Raw genomic sequence first — 24517 nt, 5'->3', positions numbered from 1 at the left:
GACGAGTTACCAGGGACGTTGCTCGAGCACGGTCGCCGATCGTCACCCGCCGAAAGCGGCAGCCGACAGTCGAGACGACGGACTCGACTAGTCGTACGTATTACGGACGTAGGTCATCATCTCGTCGACGATCTGTGGGTCGTACGTCCAGAAGCCGGAGAATTTACCTGGCGCACGTTCCTTCGCGAGCAGGGCACACGCCTGCGTTTCGTCGTCGCCGCCGTCGAACGCGAGAAACCAGAACGACCCAATCTCGTCGCCTGGTTCCGCGTGGACCGTCGTGTTGGGAATCTCGAGCGGGTCCCAGTCGTCCCGTCCGTAGACGTGAACGTCCAGGGCCGTCTCCGCGCCGAGTCGGGCGTAGAAGTCGATCTGCGTCTCCAGTATCGACAGTCGCTGGAAGCCGACCCGGAGGGTGCCACGGCCGACGCGCCACGCCCGGTTTTCGATCTCGCGAGTCGCCGCGAGGAGCTGTCGGCGATCGAGCGAGGCGAACAGACTGTCGTCGAGTAACTCGAACAGGGTTCGATACTCCGCCGTGAGAAACGCCTCGTCCCAGGGGCTGTAGATCGGCGGTTCGACGAACTCCTCGAGTTCCCCGAGACCGATCGCGCCGGCGAAGCCGTCCCGGCCGCGAACGACGGCGAACCCGGCGGCCCCGTCGGGGAGTCGCCTGTGCTCGACCGACGCGTTTCGAACCTCGAATCCGTCGGCGACGTCGTCGTCGTCACTCGAGTAGACGACGATCGTCTTTCGACGGCGCTCGACCGTCGAGAGGAGTCGGTCGAAGTTCATTGGAACGCAGGCGGGGGCAGTCGGGGAAAGCGACCGTCGGAGACACGGCGGGATTTTCGCGCGTCAGGATTCGTCCTCGCCGGTTTCGGCCGTGAGCGCCAGTCGAACCAGTTCGGAAACGGGCACCGGCCAGTTCGTTCGCGAGACGGTCTCGCGGTCGTCGCTCCACTCGACCAGGTCCGCCTCCTCGAGGACGGGGACGTGACGGTGGACGAGGCTCGCGTAGACGCCGTCGCGTTCCGCGCGCGTCGCCATACCGTACTCCCCGGCGCGTATCCAGCCAGCAACCACGTCCGCGAGTTCGACGACCGAGACGGACTCGTGCTCGAGGAGGAAGTAGAGCGTGAACCGCCGGTGACGATTCCGAAGGGCGTAGAAGACGCTATCGTCGATCTCGCCGTCTCCGACGCCGGACGTTTCGCGATCCCCGCGCCCCATCGTTGTTTGGTATTTGGTAACATTGCATAGCGGATCAGCGTTCGGCCTGCAGTTTCACGGCCACGGCGACTGTCGGTCGCCGCTTTGCTACTGCTCCGAACCCGCCATCCGACCGGAGTAGTCCCAGCCGTAGACTGTTTCGGGGTCGATCGAGATCGTAACCTCGTCCCGGTCGTCCGAGAGGAGACGTCGTGCAAGCGGCGCGTCGGTCGTTCCGAGGTAGCGCTCGAGCAGGTCCCGCAACACGGTTTTCTCTGGATCCGACGCGACTGTCGCCGTTCCGTTGCCACGGACGCCCCGGTACGGCGGGTCGTTCGTCGACACCTCGAACGCGACTGCTGGATCGCGCTCGAGGAACGCGACGACGTCTGCGCTCGCGGCCGTCGCACACTCGATCGTCTCCTCCCGGTAGCGAAACCACAGCGAGAGCATCCACAGCGAGCCGTCCGGCCGGTGACAGGCGAGGCGTACGGGAACAGTCGTCGTCTCGAGGAACGTCTCGAGTTCCGAACGCGAGAGCGAGCCACGGACGTCCATAGTCGTACCCCCATCGCGCAGTGTTATAATACGTCCCCCGCCGAGAGACGACACTCGACTGACGACGTCTCGAGCTACCGGTCCTGCAGGTCGACCGTCGCCGCGAAGACGAGACCGAGTACCAGTCCGAAGACGGCGTGGCCGATCATGCCGTCGACGGCGACGGCGGGGAACGCGGCTGCCGCGTCGACGCCGGCGCGGCCCACCCAGATCGGAAGGACGAGAGCGGGCAGGATCGCCCAGACGGCGAGTCCGTAGGCGAAACCGGCACCGACGAGGCGCAGCCAGTTTCCGCTCTCGGCGAGTGCGTCGGTCTCGACGTCCGTGCGGAGCGTCTCGAGGACGACGTCTCGGGTGACGAGAAAGCCAAAGACGATTCCGAGGACCGCGCCGTGGAACAGGTGGATCCCCCAGCCGACGATTTCGCCGGGCCCGAGGCCGTAGAGGGCGGGAATCGCGACTTCGACGACGGCCGGGTCGATCAGCCAGATCAACGCGCCGAACGCGGCGGCTCCCAGCGCACCGCCGAGTGCGCCGCCGATCGGCCACCCGAAGCGACTCGCGATTCCGAAGCCGGTTGCGGTGTCTGACTCGGCGCTCATGTGCGCACGTCGCCGCGACGCGAGCAAAAGCGTTCGTCCGGCACTGTCCGGGACGACCCGCGATCGGGATGCGGCCGTGAACACTTAGGACGTCACCGACGAACTACTGCCGTGGAGTACGAACTACTGGGCTGGCCGCCGGACGGGCCGAAACTCCGACTCGACTACGAACGGTTCAGCTACGCCGGCAAGTTCGTGATGAGCAGTACGGGCAAGGCCGTCGCCCGCGTCGACGGCGACGTCGTTGCCGCCGTCGCGTTCAACGAGGACCGGACCGACGAGACGACGCTGTGGCTCCGGTACATCACGGTTCGGGCCGATCGGCGCGGCGAGGGGATCGGCCCGCGACTGGCGGCGTTCTCGCGCGACCGCGCGCTCGAGCGCGGGTACGATCACGTTCGCATCGCGGTCAACAACGTCTTCGCCTACGAAGCGCTCTACCGGGCGGGGTTCGGCTATACCGGCGAGACGACCGGCATCGCGGAGCTAATTCTCGAATATTCCCCCGATTCCGGCCCGTCCCGTCCGGACCCCGGCCGGTACCACGACGGACTCGACGAGTTTCGCGACCGGGACCTCTCCGAAGCGGAGCAGTCGTTCCTTCGCGAGCGACGCGACGCCGATCCGCCGTCGCCGATCGGCGTCTAAACTGTCCAGTGTGCTCTGGCTCGAGTGTTCGGCCCGGATACGAGTCCAATAGAGCCAAACCCCTCAAGCCCCAACGAAACCGGCATGGGAAACGCCGCACTCCGGGACATCGCCGTCATCGAGGAGGTCCCGTTCGACGACCTCGCGGGGTCGATCGTCGCCGTCGACGCCCACAACTGGCTCTACCGGTATCTGACGACGACCGTCAAGTGGACCGCAAGCGAGACGTACACGACCCTAGACGGAACCGAGGTGGCGAATCTGGTCGGCATCGTCCAGGGCTTGCCGAAGTTCTTCGAGCACGACATCACGCCCGTGATGGTCTTCGACGGCGGCCCCTCCGAACTCAAAAGCGACGAGATCGAGTCCCGGCGAGAACAGCGCGAAACCTACGAGGAGCAACTCGAGGTCGCCCGCGAGGAAGGCGACGAGGTCGCGATCGCCCAGCTCGAGTCGCGCACCCAGCGGCTGACGCCGACGATCCAGGAGACCAGCCGCGAACTCCTCGAACTGCTCGACGTGCCGATCGTCGAGGCCCCGGCGGAGGGCGAAGCGCAGGCCGCCCACATGGCTCGCCGCGGCGACGCCGACTACGTCGGCTCCGAGGACTACGACGCCCTGCTGTTTGGCGCGCCGCTGACGCTCCGGCAACTGACGAGCAAGGGGAACCCCGAGTGTATGGACCTCGAGGCGACCCTCGAGAAACACGACCTCACGCTCGAGCAACTGATCGACGCCGCAATCTTGATCGGGACGGACTTCAACGAGGGGGTCTCCGGCATCGGTCCGAAGACAGCGATTTCGGAGATCACCGAACACGGCGACCTCTGGAGCGTCCTCGAGGCAAGAGGCGACCACGTCGAGTACGCAGACCGTGTCCGGGACCTCTTTCGGAACCCGAACGTGACCGACGACTACGAGTTCGATCCAACCCTCGAACCCGACCTCTCGGCTGCACGGTCGTACGTCGTCGACGAGTGGGGCGTCGCCGCCGACGAGGTCGCCCGCGGCTTCGAGCGGATCGAGGAGAGCGTCACCCAGACTGGACTGGATCGCTGGACCTGACCACGTAGAGCGACGCTATCGGCGCGTCGCCCGCTCGAGGTCGAGTTCTTCCTCGACGAGTTCGACGGCGTTTCTGATCGCGCCGACCGAGGAGAGGTAGCCGACGCCGACGGTCGTCTTCAGGGCGTTCGCTGCCGGGCCGGTAAACACCGTCGGGCCGACCTGCGCAACGGCGTCGTCGCCGACGCTCACGAGCCAGCCGGGCGACTCGAACGTGTACCCCTCGAGTCTGGGTTCGAAGACGCCCCCGTCGCGTTCGTACTCGACGATCCTGGCGACGTTCTCGGCAGCGGTTCGCGCCTGTCGAACCGCAGTCTGTGCGCTCGCGGGCACCGCCTCGCCGTCGGCGTCGACGACTCTGGCCGCGTCGCCCAGGGCGAACGTCCGGTCGTCGACCCGGAGGTCGGCCCTGACGGTCCGTCGGCTCCCCTCGAGCGCGTCGGAGCCGCGGATCCCGCCGGTCCAGACGAAGACGTCGTAGGGCACCCGCTCGTCGCCCTCGAGGACGACGTGGCGCTCGTCGGCGTCAGTCACCGTCTCGCCCGTCCGAATCTCGACGCTCTGTGCCTCGAGGGCGTTCCGAACCGCACGCTGGAAGTTCTCGGGGAACCCCGGTGCGACGTCGTCGAACTGCTCGAGGACGGTGATCGTCGCCGTCGCGTCTTCCTCGCGGACCAGTGCCGCGAGTTCGCCCGCGACCTGCACGCCGGAGAGGCCGGCCCCGCCGACGACGAGTCGCGGGTCCGACGTCGCCGACAGCGCCGCGAGAACGTCGGACCGAATTCGGTTCGCGTGTTCCAGTCGCTTCAGCGGCCTCGCGTGCTCGCGAACCCCCTCGAGTCCGTAGTAGGCCGTCTCCGCGCCCAGACAGATCGCGCCAACGTCGTACGTCAGCGACCCGTCGGAGAGAAAGACCGTCCGCTCGTCCGTATCGACGTCCTCGACGCGAGCCACGCGGACCGTCGCCCGCTCGACGGCGTCGGTCAACGGAACCGTGACGTCGGCTGCCAGCCCCGGTCGGCGAATCACCCGGTGTAACTCGTGCTGGACGAGGTGGTCCGGCGATTCGTCGACCAGCGTGATCTCGACGTCGAGGGGGAGTCGCCGCTCGAGGTGGCGAGTGAGCGACAGTCCCGCGTAGCCTGCGCCGAGAACCACGACGTGCATGGGCCGGTATTCGGGCCGAACGGCTATAGATGTAGTCGAAGCGGAAACCCGCGATAGAAAAGGCGGATCGTAACGCAGTACCTAGAACAGGTGTTCGTCGTCGTCCTCGAGCAGACGGGCGGGGCCGCCGACGCCCCAGATGGTCGTCGAGACGCCGCAGTCGGCGACTGCCTCCTCGACGCGGTCGGCGTACTCTTCGGTGGTGTTGACGTAGACCGTCGCGCCGGTGTCCGTCGAGAAGTACGCCGGGATATCCTCTTCCTCGCGGAGTTCGCGCACACGGTTGAAGATCGCGAGCGTGGCCGGCTGCCAGTAGACCCAGCCCGACGGTCCGGTCATCGTCGTCGCGGCGAGGCTGAGCGAGTCGCGCTCGGCCAGTTCGAACGTGCGGTCGAAGTCGTCGTTCCGGAGGGCGTCGCGCATCTCGGCGATCTGGCCGTGGATGTGGGCGTTTCGCGCCTGGAACATGTGGCTGTCCGCGGCCTCCGCGTGTGCGTCCTCGGTCTCCTTGTGGTAGGGGACGAGTCCGACGACGATCTTCAGGTCCTCGTGGAGGTCTGTAGGAATGCGACGGGACCGACAGTCCTCGTCGTTCAGACCGGTGTACAGCTGCGAGAACGCGCCCGTCACCGCCCGGGCGGCCGACGCGGAGCCCACGCGGGCGATCGTCGAGATCTCCTGGTGGGAGACGTCGAGTTCGGCGGCCTCAGCGAGTGCCATCGCGGCCGCGGCGAATCCCGACGACGACGACCCGAGGCCGACGTTCGACGGGAAGCTGTTCTCGCTCTCGAGGCGGACCGGATACACCGTGTGTGCCGCGTCGGACATCGACCGCGCCTTCTCGACGACGGCTTCGACCCGTTCGTAAGCCCGTCCATCGAGTTCCTCGCCGTCGACGACGTAGACGTCCTCCTCGTAGTCCATCGAGAACTCGACGGTCGTGCGCGTGTGGCTCGGGGCCGTACAGACGCTGATGCTGTCGTGATACGGCAGTCGCTCGATGTCGTCGCGCATCCCGTGGTACTTGACGAGGCCCTGAATCGGGTGGGCCATGGCCGTCGCTTTCATATCCCCACAGGTGAGTGACGACCGCATAAAGGTCACGACTCGGCGAGTGAATCGTCGCTATCGCTCGGCGGCGGGCGACTCGAACGCGGCCGAGAGTTGCTCACGCCAGGCGATCACGTCCTCGAGTTCGGCCTCGAGACCGTCGAGGTCGCCTTCGACCGCGTCGATCCGCTCGTCGCGGTCGCTCCCCTCGGCGCCTAGCCGCTCGAGGTCGTCCCGGAGTCGCCCGACGTCGTCCTCGAGGTGCTCGATCCGCGCCGTCAACTCCTCGAGGAGGGCGGCCGTGCCGTTCTCGTCGAGGAACGCGGCGAGCGCGTCCTCGTAGGCGAGGACCGCCTCGGTTCGCGACTGCAGGTGGTCGACTCGCGTCTCGAGACTGCGTCTGGACTCGAGGCCGAGCGCGTCGCGGAGTTTCACCGCCCGGCTCTCGCCGCCGTCTCCCTCGAGCGCCTCGACGAGGGCATCGACGACCGCGTCGTGGTCGACGTCGTCTCCGCTCGTGGTGCTGCGGTCGCCTTTGGTCGTCTCCGGCTGCGTCTCGCCGACGAGGTCGGTGATACTCACCTCCTCGGCGTCGGGACCGGTGGCGACGGACCAGTCGCCGGAGCCGTCACACTCGACGGGTTTGAACGACGTCGTCGAGAGCTCTGCCTCGATCGCGTCCGGTTCGGCCGGTTCGATCGACTCGCGCAAGTCGTCGAACACGTCGCGCGTCGACGGTTCGGATCGAGACGCGTCTCCGCCGACGTCCGTCTCGAGGACGGCCGCGTCGACGCTTTCGACGCCGTCGATCGACTCGAGTGCGTTCGTTATCAGCCGATCGTCGAGTGCGCTCTCGACCGTCAGGCTGATCGCGCCGTCGAACGAGCCGTCGCGGATCTCGCTTACAGACGGCGTCCCCTCGACGAGCGACGTCGCGTTTGCGAGTCCGTGAACGACGGCCGTGCCGGCCGTCGCTCTCTCGGCGTCTGCGATCGAAATGCGGAGCCGATACCGGTCGACATCCACCGCGGTGTCGTCGCCCGGCCGGTCGTCGCTCGCCGCTCGATCCGTGGTACGCCCGCTCTCGCCGGCACTCCCGCTTCCGTCGTCACCCCCTGTCTCGTCCCGATCGACCGTCGACTCCAGCGACGGAACCTGGTGTGCCGGCCGTTCGAGGTCGTCCGCGGACTGCCACGCTGGCGGCACGCGAGTGTCGTCCGAGAGCTGTCGGATGCCGTCCAGCCGCGGTCGCTGCTCGAGTGACTCGAGCGACGCCGGGTCCGAGTCGGATAGCCGAACGGCGTAGTGCGCTTCGACCACGTCACCTGGTGCTACCGAGCCGAGCCAGACGAGTTCACCAGACGGTCGGATCCCCCAGCGATCGACGTGATCGACGGCGACGTCCTCGGTTCCGAACTCTCGTGAAATCGAGTCGACGAACCGGATCGCCACCGTTTTCTCACAACACGATTCGATCTCGAATCGAACGGTCAACTCCTCGTCGGATCGGCGTTCGGTCGATTTCTCTATCCATACGTCGTTTGATGAAAGCTCTGTCGTCGTCATCCCCCCACCTCTGCGTACTGGTATCGAAGTGTGCGCAAATAATAATATCCCATTGACACAATTGCATCGGCGTAGAAATTACGGTGATAGCGGTGAATATATCGACCGAACGAATACCGGCACGAGGCCGTGCTCAGCTCGAACCCGAACGCTCAAACGACGCGACTCCTACCAACTGCGTATGGGTACGCCGCGTGACTCTCGCGAAGAGCAAGCCAGAGCGGTCGTCGACCGACTCGAGGCCGAGTATCCGGACTCGACGATCTCGCTTCGATACTCGAATCGCTTCGAGCTGTTGGTCGCCGTGGTCCTCTCGGCACAGTGTACCGACGCGCGGGTAAACAGCGAGACCGAGCACCTCTTCGAAAAGTACGACGGTCCCGAAGACTACGCGAACGTCTCCCAGGAGGAACTCGCCGAGGATCTGAACTCGATCACCTACTACAACAACAAGGCGAAGTACATTCGGAACGCGGCCGCGAAGATCCTCGAGGAACACGACGGCGAGGTGCCGGACACGATGGACGAGTTGACAGACCTCCCGGGCGTCGGTCGGAAGACGGCGAACGTCGTCCTCCAGCACGGCCACGACGTGGTCGAGGGGATCGTCGTCGACACGCACGTCCAGCGGCTCTCACGTCGGTTGGGATTGACCGAGGAGACGCGTCCCGAGCGGATCGAGGAAGACCTCATGGAGATCGTCCCCGACGGCTACTGGCAGCAGTTCACTCACCTCTGTATCGACCACGGCCGAGCCGTCTGTACTGCCCGCAGCCCGGACTGTACGGACTGCGTCCTCGCCGACATCTGCCCGTCCGAACGTGGCGACAGCGAGGTCGATCTGGCGTCGGGCGAGCCCTGGTGACGGGACGCCGACGAAAGGCCGTCTGGCGCAAGGCCAATTCCTTTCTCCGTAACCGCGATAGCGCCACGAGAGGGGAATCATGTCCGACGACGAATCCACGACTGAACACGGCCGCGACGTCGAACTCGCAAAGGAAGACCCCGACGCCGACGACGAAGACGAAGAACTCACCGAGGCCCAGAAGGAAGCACGCCGCAAACAGGACGAACAGCAGCGGCGACAGGACATCGAACACACGTCCGAAGAGCGCGAGAACGATGCACTCGAGCAGGAGAATCCGGACCACCACCGGGACGAGGAGCCGTACAACAGCTAGGTGAAAATCGGATACCGGAGGACGTACCGGAAGATCCCGATGAGGTAGGCGACGATCCAGAACAGGACGTAGCCGAAGACGCCGACGCGAAGACGGCGACGCCACCCCGGCATGTTCTCGTGGAGCGCGTCCAGTTCGACGTCGGTGTCGGGATTCGCGTAGATATCGTGAGCGTATTTGACCTGGAAGATCCGGACGATTCCAGTGAGCGCGACGACGAGCATCGCGTACGCCTGCAGGCCGAAAAACGCGTGGACGACGAGGAGACCGCTGACCTGGTCGACCGTCCGCGGAATCATCCAGAAGACGACCGGAATCGTGTTGAGCAACAGGCCGGGGACGATGTACTCGAGATGGTAGACGAGAACCGACCACGTGACGGCTTCCGCGTCGATCATGATCCAGGCACCGTAGAGATAGAACGGAAAGCTGGCCGTCACGAGTAGCGTGACGATCGTCGCGATCGTCAGTTCCGACACCATACCCGGAACTCTGAGCGGACAATGAATAAACGAAGCGAAAGGCGGGACACTCGGTCGGCGACGGAGAGTCGAAAAGTGTTTTCAGCACTCACCTCCAAGGTTCGGTAATGGCCGACCCTCGAGACCCCGGTGAGAACAACTCCGATAGCCGGGTCGCCGAGTCGGACGGTGGCCGTTCGGAGACAGGATCGACGTCGTCCGAAGACGACGGGGCGGCTGGTGGTACCCCCGTCGACGACGCCGAGGTGGCCGACCCGACGGAAGCGGAACTCCTGCGACAGGTCGAAGAGAAGTACGACTTCGAGAACTTCGGCCCACAGGACATGGCCGAGATGACGCCCGAGGAGTGGGACGTCGCCTTCGACGAGGACACCTGGATCATCGGCGACGAACTGCTCGAGCGCGTCGAGGCGGAACTGAAGAGCCGGGTCGCAGAACGAGACGTCTTCGCGATGCTCGAGTACGCAGAGGTCGACGGAAAGCGGAGCCTCGTCGCGTATTCGGATACGGATTACGCCATCGTGTATCCCGACGGGAGCGTCGAAGGGGTTGGAACCGTCGTTCGTGACGTCAAACCGACCGTCGCGCTCTGTTCGATCGAGAGCTACGAGGTCGACGACCCACCAGAAGACTGGGGGTTGCCCCGCCCCAGCGAGATCCCAGAGTCGGGAAGCGAGCTCGGCAACTGGATGTTACAGTTGCTCGCTGGCGTGCAGATTCTCGTCGGCCTCGGGGCGCTGGTCGCCTGGATCGCCTCCGGCTGGCGCGAGAACCTCGTCCTCCTCGCGACGGGACTTGGGTTCGTGCTGATCGGGCTCTTCCTGTTTACGATCGTCGCAAATGCACGTCTCTCGGACAAGTTCAGAGTCGAGGAGTACCGCGACCGCCTCCGATCGATCGGGGTCGAGTCGGGCGAACGCCCGGAGTTCGTCCCCATCGACGACGACGCCTTCGAAACCACGCCGAACGCGGAGGAATCGGTCGCCGACGATTCGTGAACCCTCTCGTTTCTGGAGTTGTTCACAGCAGTTGCATCGGTGGGTTTAAGCAAACCCGTTCCTGAGTCTACACTGTATGAATAGGCGGGAGTTTATGGTAACGGCAAGCGGCGTTGCCGGGGGTGCCGCAGCCGCGACCGCTGCGGCATCGACACCCGTCGTGGCCCAGGAGGAGGGGTCCGACGGCGACTCCGGCGACAACGCGACGGCCAACGAGAGCGACGGTGGTGGTGCAGAAAACGCCACTGACGGCGGTGGCGGCGGTGGCGGTGGCGGCACCGAGACGGTCGAACTCGTCGACTACGCGTACGAACCCGGCACCGAGAGTCCGCTACAGATCCAACCCGGAACGACGGTGAACTTCGTCTGGGTGACGGACAACCACAACATCGTCGTCGACAGCCAGCCCGATGGCGCGGGCTGGGAAGGCCACGAGGCGATCGAGAACTCGCCGTTCGAGTACGAACACACCTTCGAGACCGAGGGAACCTACGAGTTCCACTGCACGCCCCACGTCGGGCTGGGGATGGAAGGAACGATCGAGGTCACCCAGGACGCCGGCGGTGGCGGCGGCGGTGGCGGCGCTGCGGCGGCCGACGTCGACATCCACGAACTCGGCGTCCCGCTCCAGAAACACTGGCTCGGAATCGCAGCGATTTTCGCCATCTTCATGTCGCTGGTCTTCACGTTCTACCTGTTGAAGTACGGCGAATCCGCGCACACGAGCAGTCCAGGGAGGCGATAACACATGTCCTCGTCAGGAAGTACCTACGGAGACATTCACCGATACGAACCGCCCAGAGAAAGTACGGCGGCGGCGATCGCGATCGTCTTGCTGACGTTCGTCCAGATCGTCTTCGTCGCCATGTTCGTCTACGGACTGTCGGAGAACTGGGGAATCGCCGGTACCGACGGCGGGACCGGGAACACGGTCCTCGGCTTCCTCCTCACGGCGATCTTCGTCAACCTCGGATTCATCCTCCTGCTGTACCGCAAGGAGTTCTTGCCGGACGTCATGATCGTCAAGAAGCGCCGTCGGAAGTGGGAAGACCTCTACGTCCGCGAGGAGGACGCAGACGGTACGTCGCTGGCCGGCGGAACCGGCGGCTTCTGGGACACAATCAAACGAGCAGTTTACCCCTACTACAAACGATAATCTATGGCAAACGACGACAAATACCCGGTCGAATCGGATCGACGTCGCTTCGTCAAAGGAGTTGTCGGCGGTGCCGCCCTCTCGGGCGTGCTCACCGTCGGCGCTGGGAGCGTGTCCATGGCGACCACGCCGTCTGGCGGTGGCGGTGGTCTGATGCAGTACCGTGGCGCAGTGCGAGAATCCGGGCCCGCACCGCGTGGACTGCCACAGATCCCGGTCGAAATCGACGACGAAGGCTACCTCATGGGCGTCTGGCCCGAACCCGAAACGGTCGAGCAGGGTGGGGCCGAAGTTGCCGTCGCGAGAACCGAAATCGCCGGCTTCGAGTACTCCACCGAGTGGTTCCAGTACTGCGGGCTCCAGACGTTCGAAGGAATCAGACCCGACGCGGACGGTCAGGACGCGTACTTCCGGTACCCGCAGGCGCCGCCGACGAGCGACTACCCCTGGATGGAAGAGATCGAAGGCGGCGACAAGATCCACGTCGACGACTTCGCGGACTACGAAACCTGGGGCAACGACGTCGGCGACTCCGGCGTCGGCAAACCTGCGACCGGCACCTGGCGGTCCCAGGACGTCCCGCCGGAAGAGACGATCCCGGTCGTGATCCTTCGAAGCACGCAGATCGAAGAAGCCACCCAGGACGACGAGTGGTTGAGTGCGACGTGTCCCGACGGCTTCATCGCCTACGTTAACAAGTGTACGCACTTCTGTTGCGTGCCGGGATACAAGCGCCTGGGCGAGTCCACAAGTTACAACGCCGAGAACAAAATCTACTGTAACTGCCACCAGTCGGTGTACGACCCGTTCACGGTCATCCAGGACCGATTCGTGTCGCTACCCCGACCAGAACCGGAGGACGACGAATAATGAGTCTCGAGCGTAAAGACGAACACGACCACGGCGCGTGGCTCGAGGAGAAAGACCTCTCGGCAGTCGAGACGACGTACCTCAAGTCGCTGATGTGGCTCGACAAGCGGTTCCGGATCGTCGATTATCTGGAACTCATGGAGGACATGTACTACAAGGTCAACCTCCAGATGCCAAAGAGCCACACGGAGCAGTACAACCTCGACAACAAGTTCTGGTACTGGTATCCGCTGTACGCGCTCGGATCGTTCTCGGTCATCGCGTACATCGTCGCGGCGCTTACGGGAGCCCTCCTGGGGTTCTACTACGCGCCGTCGACGGCCGGCCAGGGCGATCCGGAGGCATACGTCCAGCTCGTGGCCATCATCAAAGACCTCAACTTCGGGTTCATGCTCAGGAGTATCCACCGCTGGTCCGCACAGGTGATGACGGCAGCGGTGTTCCTGCACATGCTCCGCGTCTACTTCACGGGCGCGTACAAGGAACCCCGCGAGGTCAACTGGCTCATCGGCATCATCCTGCTCTCGCTGACGATGGTGTTCGGATACACCGGCTACCTGCTCCCGTGGAACCAGCTCGCGTTCTGGGCGGGACAGATCGGCGTCGAGATGGCACTCGCGGTCCCGATCGTCGGCGAGTGGGGTGCCCAGTTACTGTTCGGTGGCTTCAGCCTCGGTCAGCCGACGCTACAACGGATGTATATCTTGCACGTGTTCGTCCTCCCGTTCGTGGTGACGGCACTGATCGCCATCCACATCGCGATCGTCTGGATGCAGGGCATCGCGGAACCACACTAGTACAATGAGCGACAACGAACCCCAAACCGACGGAAGCGGTCCAGGTATCGTCGCGCCAGACGACGAGGTTCCGACCTGGCGTGAGCGAAAAGAACGAACGACGGGCCTCTCGAGGCTCACCTACGAGTACTTCGAGCGCGCCCGTCGCGAGGATCAGGACCTCCGCCAGGAGTCGAGTTACGTCGAACGAGACGTGCTCGGCTTCCCGGCGTGGCCCCACGAGACGATTCGCAACCTCTCGCTTGCGAGTTTCTTCACGGGGATGATCCTGTTCCTGTCGTCGATGTTGCCGCCACACCTCGGCGACCCGGCGAACCCGGCGCAGACGCCGGAGGTCATCCTGCCCGACTGGTATCTCTACTGGTCGTTCGGCCTCCTGAAGCTCGGTCCGCTCAACCCCGAGCTATCGATCCTCGGCGGGAACAAGCTGCTGTCGGACCCGCTGTACGGCGTCCTCGCTAACGTGGTCGTCGTCGGAGCGATCGCGATCGTCCCCTTCCTGAACAAGGGGAGCGCTCGCCGACCGGTCGAACAGCCCCTCTGGGCGGCGATCGGCGTCGGCGGCGTCGTGTTCGCGTTCACGGTCAGCACGCTCGCAGTCAAGAACCTGGTCCCGATCGAACCGCACCTGCTGTTCGATCTGACCTTCCTGCTGCCGTTCGTGGCCGCGACGATCACCTACGCCGTCTTGAAGACGATGCGCGAAGGCTACATGTACGACCTCAACCGCCGGTACTACCGGCTTCGGCCACCACGATAGCTGATGTCCCAACGCGACGCACCCGACGAACCCGGCGGCGATGAAAGGTCGGGTGCGTCGGAACGACGAGAGGTCGTCGTTCCACTGCGACTCTACAAGACGATCACCGTTTTCTCGACGCTCATCGCCGTCGCAGGCATCCTCGGCGGCTTCATCGTCCTCGATGTCGCAACCGACAGCGCACAGGCGGACGTCTCCGACGTAAGCATCGGCTTCGCGCTCCTCGGAATCGGAATGATCGCGTTTGGCGCGCTGACGTACGCGTTCTCGACGAGGTTCCAGACCGCTGGAATGGGAAACGCTAAAGACGACACCGACGAACATTCCGACAATGGCTGACGAATTCATCAAAGGGTTCGCCATTCTCACCGGCGGGCTCCTGGTGTGGATGACGTTCGCGGCGTGGTACAACACCCCGGACTTCTACGGTACCCAGCTAATCGGTGCGAATCCGGAAGATCCCGGCACGTACGTGTCCATGGCACTCCTCGTCAAGGAGGCGGCGCTCTACTTCGCGCTCCTCGGCGCGACGACCTTCTGGGTCGTCATCCCAGCGAGCCGGCGAGCCCGAAAGTACTACGCGAGTTCGAACTGAACCGTCGACGAACTGCCGCGCCGATTTTCCCGTTTTTCTTCCCCTCGAGTAGGGGCCACTGCGCTGCACCCGTGTCGACCGATGCATGTAGCGACTCGCGCATCTGCTGACCCAGTCGACAGTCACCTCTCGTGATACGGCGTCCACCGCCGGTGGGCGATCGCCGACCTCGACCGCTTCGGCGGGAGGTGTGAATCGTTTCATAACGCCTGCTGTAACTGTTTCCCGGAGCAACCGCCGGCCGGGTCGCGATCGTTGTCGAGGGCAGCCCCCGTACGTCGAACCGCCGTCGCTGGCAGCCACGTCGGACCGCCGACTCGAAGTCGATGACGACGACCGATCGACATCGGTGGCGTCGCGTCACACTCGAGTTACGAGATGGGAGGGAGCCGGCCCGAAGAGAACGGAGAGAAAGCTGCTCCGGGCCGTACTCGGCCGCACTGACCGATGGCGACTGGAGCGGTCGGTGGTATCGGCTCTGGTCGGATCGTCGGGCGAAGACTGGCCGGCTGGTAGCCAGCTAGATGACCGCGTCCCAGAGCGGCTTGATGATGAAGAAAAGCGACTGGTACGCGATGTACAGGAAGACGAGCGCGGACGCAAAGAGCGCAGCCTTCGGCCGCTCGAGCGGGGCGTCCTTGCGAGCCTCGACGAGGCGAGCTTCGAACTCGAAGAAGTCGGTGATGAACATCCCGACCGCGAGCGTCGCGAAGACGACGCCGCCGTGGAGGTGGACGGTGGCGTAGTAGAATCCACCGAGGACGATCAGCACGTCCGTGGCCTCGAGGAAGAGGCTCCGAGAGACACCGTCAGCACCGTCTTCGCGTGCGGCGTTGACGTAGCCGCGGTGTGCAATCATGCGTGCGGCGAGGTTGATTATCACGAGTCCGAGCAGGACGAACTCGATGATCGCGACGCCGGAGACCACCTCCTGTGCGAGGATGTCGACCGGTCCGAGCAGCGAAGCTGTGATCATAGTTCAACGTCGGTCGTTCGACCATTAGAGTTTTTCCAATGACGCCGAGCGATGGCCGGTGTCGGTAGACGGTCAGGCCGACGAGTCCGGAGATCCAAAGTAGCCACGGCCGTCTGGAACGACGAGTGTCGAGAGTGATCCGCTCGCGGCGATCACAACCGTCGAGTCGGGAGTGATCGTCGCGACTGCGTCGTCGTCGATACAGAGCGCGACGGGGCCTTCCTCGCGTTCGACCGAGAGGTAGAGGTCGTCGTCCGGCAAGACCCAGTGCCGCGTTTGCGTGACGAACGGGCTGATAGGGACGACGGCGACGCCGTCGATCGCGGGTGAGAGCAGAGGCCCGCCTGCGGCGTCCGCGTACCCATGGCTTCCAGCGGGCGTGGCGACGACGACGCCGTCGGCCCGGAACTGCGCAACCTCCCGGTCGCGACTTCGAACGCCGAACTCCGAGATGCGTGCGGGTTCGTCGGTCACGAGCGTGACGTCGAACAGTGCCCGGTATCGACCGTCACCGTCGACGGCGACATCGAGCACTGGCCACTGTCGTCGGTGACTCTCGCCGTCGAGGACGGTCCGGACCGCTGCAGCGAGTCGCGAGGAGGGAACCGACCGAATGCCGCGGCCGGCGTCGACGGGGAGAACGGGAACGGTCGTCTCTGCGCGGACGGCCGCGAGCAGCGCCGGTTCGCCGACGGCGACGAGCACGGACGGCTCCCGCTCTGTGAGCCGATCGATCGGCCCACAGACGACGTCCCCGCCGGCGTCGGCGACGACCGTCTCGAGGTCAGCCACCAGGTCGGCACGCTCACCCGAAACAACACATCCCTCCTCGTCGACGATGCCGACGAGCGGGTCGTCGTCCGGCGTCCACTCGGCGGAGGTCATGTCGCTCACTTCCCGGGCACCGACCAAAAGCGTGCGGATGTCTACTCGTCGTAGGGCCAGTCGCCCGTGATCTGCATGCCTCTCGCGAGATCTTCTGCCTCGAGCGCGTCGGCGATCTCTGCCGGCTCTTTGTGGTCGATCTCGACGTCGTCGCCGGCGAGTGCGACGACGAGTTCGGTCAGAAGGATCGCACTCTCACGGAGGTCACGTTTCTCGAGTTTGTCCAGGGTGTCGGCGGCGGTGTGGCCCCAGCCGCGACCGACGTCGTCGGAGGTGCTCATCACGTGGGTTCCGGGGACGCCCCACTGGACGAACGGCCAGTGGTCGCTGTGGGGACTGAGTCGCGGGATCGTCTCGATGGGATGCCCGTACCGGTCGGCGACCCCTTCGACGGCATCCTCGAGGTCGTCGAAGCCGTGGGTGTGAACCGAGAGGGTCCGATCGCGGACGACGCCGTCGTTGTTGACGATCGCCTTGATCTCGTCGTGGTCGGCGACCGCGGCGTGGTGACTCGAGCCGACGAGTCCGACTTCCTCCGCGCCGTAGACGACGAACTCCACGCGAGTGTCGAGTTCGTCCTCGCGGCTGGCGAGGGCGTTCGCGATCTCGACGACCGTCGCGGTGCCGGCACCGTTGTCCAGTGCGCCTTCGGCGACGTCGTGGGCGTCGACGTGGCTGGTGACGAGCACGCGCTCGTCGGTGTCCGGGCCGAGTTCCGCGTGGACGTTCTGGCTCTCCGCCGGGCCGGACGCGTCGGCCTCGACGGCCACCTCGACGTCGTCGCCTTCGAATCGCCGGGCGAGGCGCGCACCGACCTCGCTCGAGACGCCGACGGCCGGGATCGCGCCGATCGGGTCCTCGTCGGTGCCGACGCTGCCGGTCGGCGGGAGGCAGCCCTCGACGTGATTGCGGTAGACGAACGCGACGGCACCGCCCTCGACTGCGTGGTAGTACTTCTCTCGGCGGTGGACGTAGCGGTCCGCGTACGACGGAACGTCGCTTCTGACCATGACGATGCGCCCCTCGAGGTCGGCCTCGTCGAAGTCCTCGGGGAGGCCGTAGCCGAGGTCGACGAGCGGCGCGGTGGCGCTCTCGGACGGACTCCGCGGAAGCGCGATACAGTCGAGGCACTCGTCGCCGGCCGAGAGCGAACTCTCGCCGCGCGTCCAGCCCTGTATCTCGAACGTCTCGAGGCGCGCGTCGCGCGCGCCGACGTCGGCGAGCGCGTCGCGGGTCGCTTCGGCGGCGACGCGTTCGCCCTCGCTTCCGGCCATCCGGTTGCCGACGTCGACGAGCGTCTCCAAGTGAGTCCAGCCAACGTCGCTGGTGAACGTCTCACCGATCCAGTTGCTCATGTCTCGACGGTGGCGGCGACGTGGCCTAACTGTTCTGGCTCGAGGGCGGCTGTGGGCGGCGAGGCTGCTATCCGGTACGATCCAACTGCGAGAACGAGTTCCGGCGAGACAGTACGCGATCGCCGAACCGACCGTCTACAGTTCGCCTTCGGCTTTCAGCCCCTCGATCACGTCGTCGACCAGCGAGTCGACGTCCTCGTAGGGGAACTCCTGGTGACTCGAGAGTCTGGTGCCGAGTTCCATCGCGGTGAAACTGACGTCGCCGGACTCGAACGTCGTCCCTGGCCCGTCGGGGAGCGCGGGGACGAGGTCCATCTGGCTTTGCACCGGGTAATCTGCGCCTTCGAACGCTTCGGTCAACTGCTCACGGAGTTCGTCTTCGTCGGCCATGATCTCCTCTGGCCGACCGAGAGAGTTAAGCGTTCTGGAACAACGATAAACCAATTGTGCGTTCTAAAATCGGAACTGAAAGTTTTTCACGGCGCTCCGTCACGGTGATAGGTATGCGGGAGACGCTTGCCGAGTGGCGGCCGATGATAGACGATGCGATCGCCGACTTTCTTCCTCGAGACGTCGACGCTGACTACCTCGAGTCGTTCTTCGGCGAGCCGACCTACGAGTACGATCCAGTCGGTATCCAGCGCGCGCTCGCAGCACCCATCTGGGATCTGCTCGACCGCGGTGGGAAACGCTGGCGAGCCGTGCTCTTTCTCGTGTTCGTCGAGGCCTTCGGTGAAGATCCAGAAGCGTACCTTCCGTACGCGTGCATTCCAGAGATCCTCCACAACGGGACGATCATCGTCGACGACGTCGAAGACGAAGCGACGATGCGGCGCGGCGAACCGGCGTTACACCACGTCTACGGCAAAGACGTCGCACTCAACGCCGGGAACGCGATGTACTTTCTGCCATTCAAGATTCTCACGCACGATTCGGGACGCCTCTCGCCGGAGACGCGTCTCGCCGCCTACGAGATGCTTACCTACGAACTCAACCGGACCCACCTCGGCCAGGGGATGGACATCTGCTGGCACAACGAACGTGAAGTCAGGGTGGGCCACGAGCAGTACCTCGAGATGTCCGCCTGCAAGACCGGCTGTCTCGGCCGTATCGTCGCCCGCCTCGCAGCGATCCTCACCGACCAGCCCGCAGACGTCGAATCGCACGTCGCCAGGTACGCCGAACTGACCTCGATCGCCTTCCAGATCGGCGACGACATCCTGGACGTCGAAAACTCCCTGGGTCGCGCCGGTGAGTTCGGCAAGGAGTTCGGCAACGACGTCCGCGAGGGAAAGAAGACGCTGCTGGTCATCCACGCCATCGCAGAGAGCGACCCCACCGACGCTCGCCGACTCGAGGAGATCCTCGAGGCCGACGAGAACACCGACGAGGAGATCCGCGAAGCGCTGTCGATCCTCGAAGAGACGGGGAGCATCGAGTACGCCCGCGATCGGGCGCTCGACCTCGCCGCGCAGGCCCGCGAGCACGTCAGAGCGGTCGATTTCGACCCCGAATCGACGGCGAAACTCGAGGAGTTTACCGAGTTCGTCGTCGAACGGGACGTGTGAACGCGCACCCGCTACCCAGACGGGGCGAAGTTCTTCCTTCCGTGCCGTCGTACCACGCGTATGACCGACCGGACCGAACGCGCGGATCGAGTCGGCTCCTCGAGCCCGTGGCCGATCTTCGTCGCGCTCGGGGTCGTCCTCTCAGAGACCGGAATCGTCGTCGACGTCGTCCCGATCGCCGTCGGTGGCCTGCTGTTGCTCTCGGCCAGCGTCGCCGGCATCCTCAGGGAGTCGGGCTACGTCTCGAGTCCGTGGCCCACGCTCGCGGCGTTCGGCGCGCTCCTCACGCTCTCTGGCGTCGTCCTGTACGGAGCGAGCACCGGTGACGGACTGACCGGCGTCTCCGTCGCCGACCGATACGGGCTCTCGAGTCGCGGCTTCGCGATCGCGGTCGCGGGCGTGATGACCGTGTTCGGTGCCGTTGCTGGACGGTATCGAACGGCCGTGTGACAGAACTCCGACGCCTCCCAACGGCCTTTAGCGCTCCCGTGGTAGGATCGCTATGGACCTGGAGTTCGTCGACACCGAGACGGCCCTCGACGTCGCCGTCAACCTCTTTCCGCTGTCGATCATCCTGTTTTTCGTCGCCGTGTTCGCGGTGTTCAATCCGTGGGGGATCGACCCGTTGCAGTCGCTGTTGCAGTTTGCTATCCTCGGGTCGATGGTCGTCGCGCTCGCGATCACTACCTACTACGTGGCGAGGGCGATCGAAGGATAGACGAGCGGTTCAGTTGATCACGAGAACGAAGCCGGTCACCGCCATCAGGACGGCGATCCCGACGAGAACGACCAGGAGCCACTCCTTTTCGCTCATGGTGGGTGCCACACCGTGCAAGCGCAAAAGTCTACTCTCGATCGACCGAACCGGCGTGCGTGATCGATCGGTCCGGCCGAGCCGTCGTCCTCGGGTTCTTCGTCGGCCTCGTCGCCGTCACTGGCCTCCTGGGTGCGATCCTCGGCTACGCCGTTCCAGCGCGAACTGGCCTCGAGGAGACGACCCTGTTCTCGCGTTCGTTCCCGATCACCCCGTTCTCGTTCGCGCTGTACGGCGCGGTGAGCGTCGGCGCGGGACTCGGGGTCGCCCTCGTCGTCGTCGCGGTGGCCGCGCGGTTCGACGAGCGCGCGTGACGACGGCGACGATCAGTCGTCGCCGACGCGCTGTGCGATCTCGTCGACGATCTCGGGGTTGCGAAGCGTCGAGGTGTTGCCGAGTTCGTTGCCGCTGGCGATGTCCTCGAGCAGCCGGCGCATGATCTTGCCCGAACGGGTCTTGGGCAGTTCAGGCGTGAAGACGACCTCTTCGGGACGAGCGATCGGCCCGATCGCGTCGACGACGCCGTCGACGATCCGCTCGCGCATGGCGTCGGTCGGTTCCTGACCGTCCTCGAGGATCACGTAGGCGTAGACGGCCTCGCCTTTGAGGTCGTGGTCGCCGCCGACGACGGCGGCTTCGGCGACGCCGGAGACGCCGACGATCGCCGACTCGACTTCCATCGTGCCGAGGCGGTGGCCGGAGACGTTGATGACGTCGTCGACCCGGCCGAGGACGGTGACGTAGCCGTCGCCGTCGATCTTCGCGCCGTCCTCGGGGAAGTAGACCCACTCGTCGGCGTCTTCGTCGGAGTACTCCTGCCAGTACTCGGAGATGAATCGCTCGTCGTTGTCGTACAGCGTCCGGAGCATCCCGGGCCACGGCTTCTGGACCGTGAGGTAGCCGGCTTCGCCCGGTTCGACCTCCTCGCCGGCGGCGTCGACGATCCGGGCGTCGACGCCGGGCAACGGTGGCCCGGCAGAGCCGGGTTTCATCGTACAGACGCCCGGCAGGGTGGTGACCATCATGCCGCCGGTCTCGGTCTGCCACCAGGTGTCGACGATCGGACACTCCTCGTTGCCGATGTACTTGTAGTACCACTTCCAGGCCCGCGGGTTGATCGGCTCACCGACCGTCCCCAGCAGGCGCAGCGACGAGAGGTCGTGTCGCTCGGGATACTCCGCGCCCCACTTCATGAACGCCCGGATCGCCGTCGGTGCCGTGTAGAAGATGTCCACGCGGTGGTTCTCGACGATCTCCCAGAAGCGATCGCGCTCGGGGTAGTCGGGCGTCCCCTCGTACATGACGGTAGTCGTCCCGAGCGCGAGCGGCCCGTAGACGATGTAGGAGTGGCCCGTGATCCAGCCGATGTCCGCCGAACACCAGTAGGTGTCCTCCGGCTCGATGTCCAACACGGCGTGTGAGGTCCAGGTCGCATACGAGAGGTAGCCGCCGGTCGTGTGTTTGACGCCCTTCGGTTTGCCCGTCGTTCCCGAGGTGTACATCAGAAACAGCATGTCCTCGGCGTCTCGCGAGACCGGCTCGACCGACGCGCCCTCGTGTTCTGTGACGAGGTCGTCGTAGTCGTACGCGTTCTCGCCGAGGAAGTGCGTGAGTTCGTCGCCGAGTCTGTCGACGACGATCGACGTGACGTCGTGGTCGACCTGCCGGAGCCCTTTGTCGGTTTTCTCCTTGTGGTTCAGGGCGTCGCCGCGACGGTAGTAGCCGTCGCAGGTGACGAGGTATTCGCTGTCGGCCGAGTTCATCCGGGTCGCAAGCGCCTCTGCGGAGAAGCCAGCGAAAACGACGCTGTGGGGTGCGCCGATGCGAGCGCACGCGAGCATCGCGATCGGCAGCTCCGGGATCATCGGCATGTACAGCGTCACCACGTCGTCTTCCTCGACACCGAGGTCGCGGAGCGCCGCTGCGAACGCCTCGACCTCGTTCAGCAGGTCGCCGTACGTGTACGTCCGGGTCTCGCCCAGCTCGCCCTCCCACTTGATCGCCGCGCGATTTTTCGCGCCGTCTTCGACGTGACGGTCCAGACAGTTGTACGAGGCGTTGAGCTCCCCGCCGGTGAACCACTCGTAGAACGGTGCCTCTTCGTCCTCGAGGACGGTGTCGTACGGCTCGTCCCACTCGAGGAGGTCGGCCGCCTGCTCCCAGCACTGTGGCCACTCCTCTTCGAACTCCTCGTAGATCGACTCGTCCGTCACGTTCGCCTGCTCGACGAACGATTCCGGCGGCTCGAACGTCTCCTGGTCTTCGAGGCGCGCCTCGAGTTCGACCTCCGCCTCTTCGATTTCCTCTGCCATGGTCACCGAAAACATCGATCATAAACGGGATAAGTGTTCCCATAGCAGTCGGCGGAGTCTTGCGATTTTCACTTTCAGTACGGTGATTGCGACGAGGTAACACGCGCGTCTACGCGGCGGCGACACCTCGAGACGGGAGAAAATCAGAGATTCGGGAACGAGGTGGGCCTAGGCGAGCCCGATCCGTTCGGAGTACGCCCCGTACTGTTCTTCGAAGACCTGCATGATCTCGCCCATCGTCGCGTACGCCTTGACGGCGTCGACGATGTACGGCATCGTGTTCTCGCCGCGGTCGATCGCCTCGCGCAGCGCCGTCAGGGACTCCTCGACGGCGTCGTCGTCGCGTTCCGCTTTGGTCTCCTCGAGTCGCTCGAGCTGGCGCTCCTGTGCGGTCTCGTCGACCTGAAGGATCTCGGGGCTGGTGTCTTCCTCGATGGTGTACTCGTTGACGCCGACGACGACCTCCTCACCAGCTTCGACGCGCTCCTGGTACTCGTAGGAGGCTTCCTGGATCTCCCGGAGGAAGTAGCCGTCGTCGATGCCCTGCAGGATGCCGTCGCGGACGGAGCCGTTGCCCATCTCGCGGATGTGCTCGATGTACTCCATCGTCCGCGCTTCGATCTCGTCGGTGAGCGTTTCGACCGCGAACGAGCCGCCGAGCGGGTCGGCGATGTCGGCCGCGCCGGACTCCTCGGCGATGATCTGCTGGGTGCGCAAGGCGACCCGTACTGCCTTCTCGCTCGGCAGGGCGAGCGCCTCGTCGAAGCTGTTGGTATGCAGGCTCTGGGTGCCGCCGAGGACGCCCGCGAGCGCCTGGATCGTCACCCGGACGACGTTGTTAAGCGGCTGCTGGGCGGTCAGCGACTGGCCGGCCGTCTGCGTGTGGAACTTCAGCCGTTTGGATTCCGCACGCTCGGCGTCGTACCACGCATCCATCACGCGGGCATAGATGCGCCGAGCCGCGCGGTATTTCGCAATCTCCTCGAAAAAGGAGTTGTGACAGTTGAAGAAAAAGGAGAGTCGCGGGGCGAAGTCGTCGACGTCCAGCCCCCGATCCATCGCGTCTTCGACGTAGCCGAAGCCGTCCGCGAGCGTGAAAGCGAGTTCCTGGGCAGCCGTCGAGCCCGCCTCGCGGATGTGATAGCCCGATACCGAGATCGGGTGGAACTTCGGGGTCTCTTCGGTGCTGAACTCGACGACGTCGGTGACGAGATCGAGCGAGGGCTCCGGCGGGATGACCCACTCCTTCTGGGCGATGAACTCCTTGAACATGTCGTTCTGGAGGGTTCCCCGGATCTGCTCGCGCGGCACGCCCTGCTGGTCGGCGAGGGCGACGTACATCGCGTAGATGACTGGTGCGGAGGGGTTGATGGTAAACGAGGTCGAGACTTCGCCGATGTCGATACCCTCGAAGAGGATCTCCATGTCCCGCAGGGTGTCGACGGCGACGCCCTCCTTGCCGACTTCGCCCTCGCTCATCGGATCGTCCGAGTCGATCCCCATCAGTGTCGGCATATCGAACGCCGTCGATAGCCCGGTCTGGCCCTGCTCGATCAGGTAGTGAAAGCGGTCGTTGGTCTCCTCTGCCGTTCCGAACCCGGCGAACTGGCGCATCGTCCAGGTCCGACCGCGGTACATCGTCGGGTACGGCCCGCGAGTGTACGGCTCCTCGCCGGGGAAGCCGAGATCCTCGAGGTAGTCGAGGTCCGCGACGTCCGCTGGCGTGTAGAGACGATCGACCTCGAGGTTCGAGACCGTCGCGAACCGATCCTGGCGTTCGCCGTGCCGCTCGAGGACTGGCTCGAGGGTTTCGGCCTCCCACTCGGATTTAGCCTCCCGAATGTCCGCTAGATCGTCGTCGTCGTACATAATCTGTTATTTGGCGGATAGTCCATTAAGG

At 64.8% G+C, this 24517-nt stretch carries 30 protein-coding genes; 16 read left to right on the top strand and 14 right to left on the bottom strand.

All coding sequences use genetic code 11. From position 1 onward, the window contains the following. Positions 1-87: 87 nt before the first annotated feature. The 4 genes from MU558_RS12880 to MU558_RS12865 form a co-directional block, all read right to left on the bottom strand. Positions 88-795, bottom strand: coding sequence for a DICT sensory domain-containing protein (locus MU558_RS12880; protein WP_246966679.1), 708 nt, complete (start codon positions 793-795; stop codon positions 88-90). Positions 796-858: 63 nt separating this feature from the next. Continuing rightward, positions 859-1233, bottom strand: coding sequence for a DUF7344 domain-containing protein (locus MU558_RS12875; protein ID WP_246966678.1), 375 nt, complete (start codon positions 1231-1233; stop codon positions 859-861). Positions 1234-1320: 87 nt separating this feature from the next. Next, complete coding sequence (locus MU558_RS12870; protein ID WP_246966677.1) at positions 1321-1770, bottom strand: pyridoxamine 5'-phosphate oxidase family protein; 450 nt, start codon at positions 1768-1770, stop codon at positions 1321-1323. A gap of 74 nt (positions 1771-1844) precedes the next feature. After that, the gene (locus tag MU558_RS12865) at positions 1845-2372 is read right to left on the bottom strand and encodes a hypothetical protein (protein WP_246966676.1); all 528 of its coding nucleotides are present in this window, start codon (positions 2370-2372) and stop codon (positions 1845-1847) included. Between the two features lie 111 nt (positions 2373-2483). On the opposite strand from MU558_RS12865, the gene MU558_RS12860 reads away from it, so the two are divergent. Together MU558_RS12860 and fen are read left to right on the top strand one after the other, a co-directional pair. After that, entirely contained in the window at positions 2484-3020 is a 537-nt protein-coding gene (locus tag MU558_RS12860) for a GNAT family N-acetyltransferase (RefSeq protein ID WP_246966675.1), read from the top strand. Positions 3021-3104: 84 nt separating this feature from the next. After that, positions 3105-4085, top strand: a complete 981-nt coding sequence (gene fen / locus MU558_RS12855) for a flap endonuclease-1 (RefSeq protein WP_246966674.1) — start codon at positions 3105-3107, stop codon at positions 4083-4085. 15 nt (positions 4086-4100) lie between these two features. Here fen and MU558_RS12850 read toward each other — a convergent pair whose 3' ends face one another. From MU558_RS12850 to MU558_RS12840, 3 genes are all read right to left on the bottom strand, one after another. Next, entirely contained in the window at positions 4101-5252 is a 1152-nt protein-coding gene (locus tag MU558_RS12850) for an NAD(P)/FAD-dependent oxidoreductase (protein ID WP_246966673.1), read from the bottom strand. An 81-nt stretch (positions 5253-5333) separates the two neighbouring features. Next, positions 5334-6320 carry a phosphomevalonate decarboxylase MvaD gene (gene mvaD / locus MU558_RS12845; protein WP_246966672.1) on the bottom strand — a complete coding sequence of 329 codons (987 nt, stop codon included), beginning with the start codon at positions 6318-6320 and terminating at the stop codon, positions 5334-5336. Between the two features lie 57 nt (positions 6321-6377). Next, positions 6378-7868 carry a hypothetical protein gene (locus tag MU558_RS12840; protein WP_246966671.1) on the bottom strand — a complete coding sequence of 497 codons (1491 nt, stop codon included), beginning with the start codon at positions 7866-7868 and terminating at the stop codon, positions 6378-6380. A 181-nt stretch (positions 7869-8049) separates the two neighbouring features. Here MU558_RS12840 and nth point away from each other — a divergent pair, with 181 nt between their 5' ends. Together nth and MU558_RS12830 are read left to right on the top strand one after the other, a co-directional pair. Further along, a complete protein-coding gene (nth, locus tag MU558_RS12835; protein WP_246966670.1) occupies positions 8050-8733 on the top strand; it encodes an endonuclease III in 684 nt (227 codons plus the stop codon). A 79-nt stretch (positions 8734-8812) separates the two neighbouring features. Beyond that, positions 8813-9049: a hypothetical protein gene (locus tag MU558_RS12830; RefSeq protein WP_246966669.1), complete on the top strand. Its 237-nt coding sequence runs from the start codon at positions 8813-8815 to the stop codon at positions 9047-9049. Here MU558_RS12830 and MU558_RS12825 read toward each other — a convergent pair. Beyond that, a complete protein-coding gene (locus tag MU558_RS12825) occupies positions 9046-9531 on the bottom strand; it encodes a DUF7321 family protein (RefSeq protein ID WP_246966668.1) in 486 nt (161 codons plus the stop codon). The two genes, MU558_RS12830 and MU558_RS12825, sit on opposite strands and share 4 nt — an antisense overlap. Positions 9532-9638: 107 nt before the next feature. On the opposite strand from MU558_RS12825, the gene MU558_RS12820 reads away from it, so the two are divergent. From MU558_RS12820 to MU558_RS12785, 8 genes are all read left to right on the top strand, one after another. Further along, positions 9639-10529, top strand: a complete 891-nt coding sequence (locus MU558_RS12820; RefSeq protein ID WP_246966667.1) for a DUF7319 domain-containing protein — start codon at positions 9639-9641, stop codon at positions 10527-10529. 76 nt (positions 10530-10605) lie between these two features. Next, positions 10606-11274 carry a plastocyanin/azurin family copper-binding protein gene (locus tag MU558_RS12815; protein WP_246966666.1) on the top strand — a complete coding sequence of 223 codons (669 nt, stop codon included), beginning with the start codon at positions 10606-10608 and terminating at the stop codon, positions 11272-11274. 3 nt (positions 11275-11277) lie between these two features. Continuing rightward, complete coding sequence (locus tag MU558_RS12810; protein ID WP_246966665.1) at positions 11278-11685, top strand: DUF7318 family protein; 408 nt, start codon at positions 11278-11280, stop codon at positions 11683-11685. Between the two features lie 3 nt (positions 11686-11688). Further along, positions 11689-12555, top strand: coding sequence for a Rieske 2Fe-2S domain-containing protein (locus MU558_RS12805; RefSeq protein WP_246966664.1), 867 nt, complete (start codon positions 11689-11691; stop codon positions 12553-12555). Further along, positions 12555-13352 carry a cytochrome b gene (locus MU558_RS12800; RefSeq protein WP_246966663.1) on the top strand — a complete coding sequence of 266 codons (798 nt, stop codon included), beginning with the start codon at positions 12555-12557 and terminating at the stop codon, positions 13350-13352. The genes MU558_RS12805 and MU558_RS12800 overlap by 1 nt, the downstream gene beginning before the upstream one ends. Positions 13353-13356: 4 nt before the next feature. Then, positions 13357-14112 carry a cytochrome b family protein gene (locus tag MU558_RS12795; RefSeq protein ID WP_246966662.1) on the top strand — a complete coding sequence of 252 codons (756 nt, stop codon included), beginning with the start codon at positions 13357-13359 and terminating at the stop codon, positions 14110-14112. 3 nt (positions 14113-14115) lie between these two features. Beyond that, positions 14116-14451 (top strand): DUF7315 family membrane protein, encoded by a 336-nt coding sequence (locus MU558_RS12790; RefSeq protein WP_246966661.1) that lies wholly within the window; start codon positions 14116-14118, stop codon positions 14449-14451. After that, positions 14444-14707 (top strand): DUF7314 family protein, encoded by a 264-nt coding sequence (locus MU558_RS12785; RefSeq protein ID WP_246966660.1) that lies wholly within the window; start codon positions 14444-14446, stop codon positions 14705-14707. The genes MU558_RS12790 and MU558_RS12785 overlap by 8 nt, the downstream gene beginning before the upstream one ends. Before the next feature lie 520 nt (positions 14708-15227). Here the strand turns inward: MU558_RS12785 and MU558_RS12780 are convergent. From MU558_RS12780 to MU558_RS12765, 4 genes are all read right to left on the bottom strand, one after another. Beyond that, positions 15228-15683 (bottom strand): DUF7313 family protein, encoded by a 456-nt coding sequence (locus MU558_RS12780; protein WP_246966659.1) that lies wholly within the window; start codon positions 15681-15683, stop codon positions 15228-15230. 72 nt (positions 15684-15755) lie between these two features. Next, positions 15756-16568, bottom strand: a complete 813-nt coding sequence (locus MU558_RS12775; RefSeq protein ID WP_246966658.1) for an NAD(+)/NADH kinase — start codon at positions 16566-16568, stop codon at positions 15756-15758. A gap of 41 nt (positions 16569-16609) precedes the next feature. Further along, a complete protein-coding gene (locus MU558_RS12770) occupies positions 16610-17923 on the bottom strand; it encodes a M28 family peptidase (RefSeq protein ID WP_246966657.1) in 1314 nt (437 codons plus the stop codon). A gap of 135 nt (positions 17924-18058) precedes the next feature. Then, the gene (locus MU558_RS12765) at positions 18059-18313 is read right to left on the bottom strand and encodes an MTH865 family protein (protein WP_246966656.1); all 255 of its coding nucleotides are present in this window, start codon (positions 18311-18313) and stop codon (positions 18059-18061) included. Between the two features lie 113 nt (positions 18314-18426). Between MU558_RS12765 and MU558_RS12760 the strand changes: the two genes are divergently transcribed. The 4 genes from MU558_RS12760 (at position 18427) to MU558_RS12745 (ending at position 20619) form a co-directional block, all read left to right on the top strand. Next, positions 18427-19491 (top strand): polyprenyl synthetase family protein, encoded by a 1065-nt coding sequence (locus MU558_RS12760; RefSeq protein WP_246966655.1) that lies wholly within the window; start codon positions 18427-18429, stop codon positions 19489-19491. 60 nt (positions 19492-19551) lie between these two features. Next, positions 19552-19941: a DUF7541 family protein gene (locus MU558_RS12755; protein WP_246966654.1), complete on the top strand. Its 390-nt coding sequence runs from the start codon at positions 19552-19554 to the stop codon at positions 19939-19941. Between the two features lie 52 nt (positions 19942-19993). Then, the gene (locus tag MU558_RS12750) at positions 19994-20209 is read left to right on the top strand and encodes a DUF6684 family protein (RefSeq protein ID WP_246966653.1); all 216 of its coding nucleotides are present in this window, start codon (positions 19994-19996) and stop codon (positions 20207-20209) included. Positions 20210-20364: 155 nt separating this feature from the next. Then, positions 20365-20619 carry a DUF7520 family protein gene (locus MU558_RS12745; RefSeq protein WP_246966652.1) on the top strand — a complete coding sequence of 85 codons (255 nt, stop codon included), beginning with the start codon at positions 20365-20367 and terminating at the stop codon, positions 20617-20619. Positions 20620-20631: 12 nt separating this feature from the next. Here the strand turns inward: MU558_RS12745 and acs are convergent, their stop codons facing one another. Further along, complete coding sequence (acs, locus tag MU558_RS12740) at positions 20632-22617, bottom strand: acetate--CoA ligase (protein ID WP_246966651.1); 1986 nt, start codon at positions 22615-22617, stop codon at positions 20632-20634. 168 nt (positions 22618-22785) lie between these two features. Continuing rightward, positions 22786-24486 carry a methylmalonyl-CoA mutase family protein gene (locus tag MU558_RS12735; RefSeq protein ID WP_246966650.1) on the bottom strand — a complete coding sequence of 567 codons (1701 nt, stop codon included), beginning with the start codon at positions 24484-24486 and terminating at the stop codon, positions 22786-22788. Between the last annotated feature and the right edge of the window lie 31 nt (positions 24487-24517).

This window comes from Natribaculum luteum, from assembly GCF_023008545.1.
Lineage (GTDB): Archaea > Halobacteriota > Halobacteria > Halobacteriales > Natrialbaceae > Natribaculum > Natribaculum luteum.
This window is presented reverse-complemented; position numbering and strand designations above follow the sequence as displayed.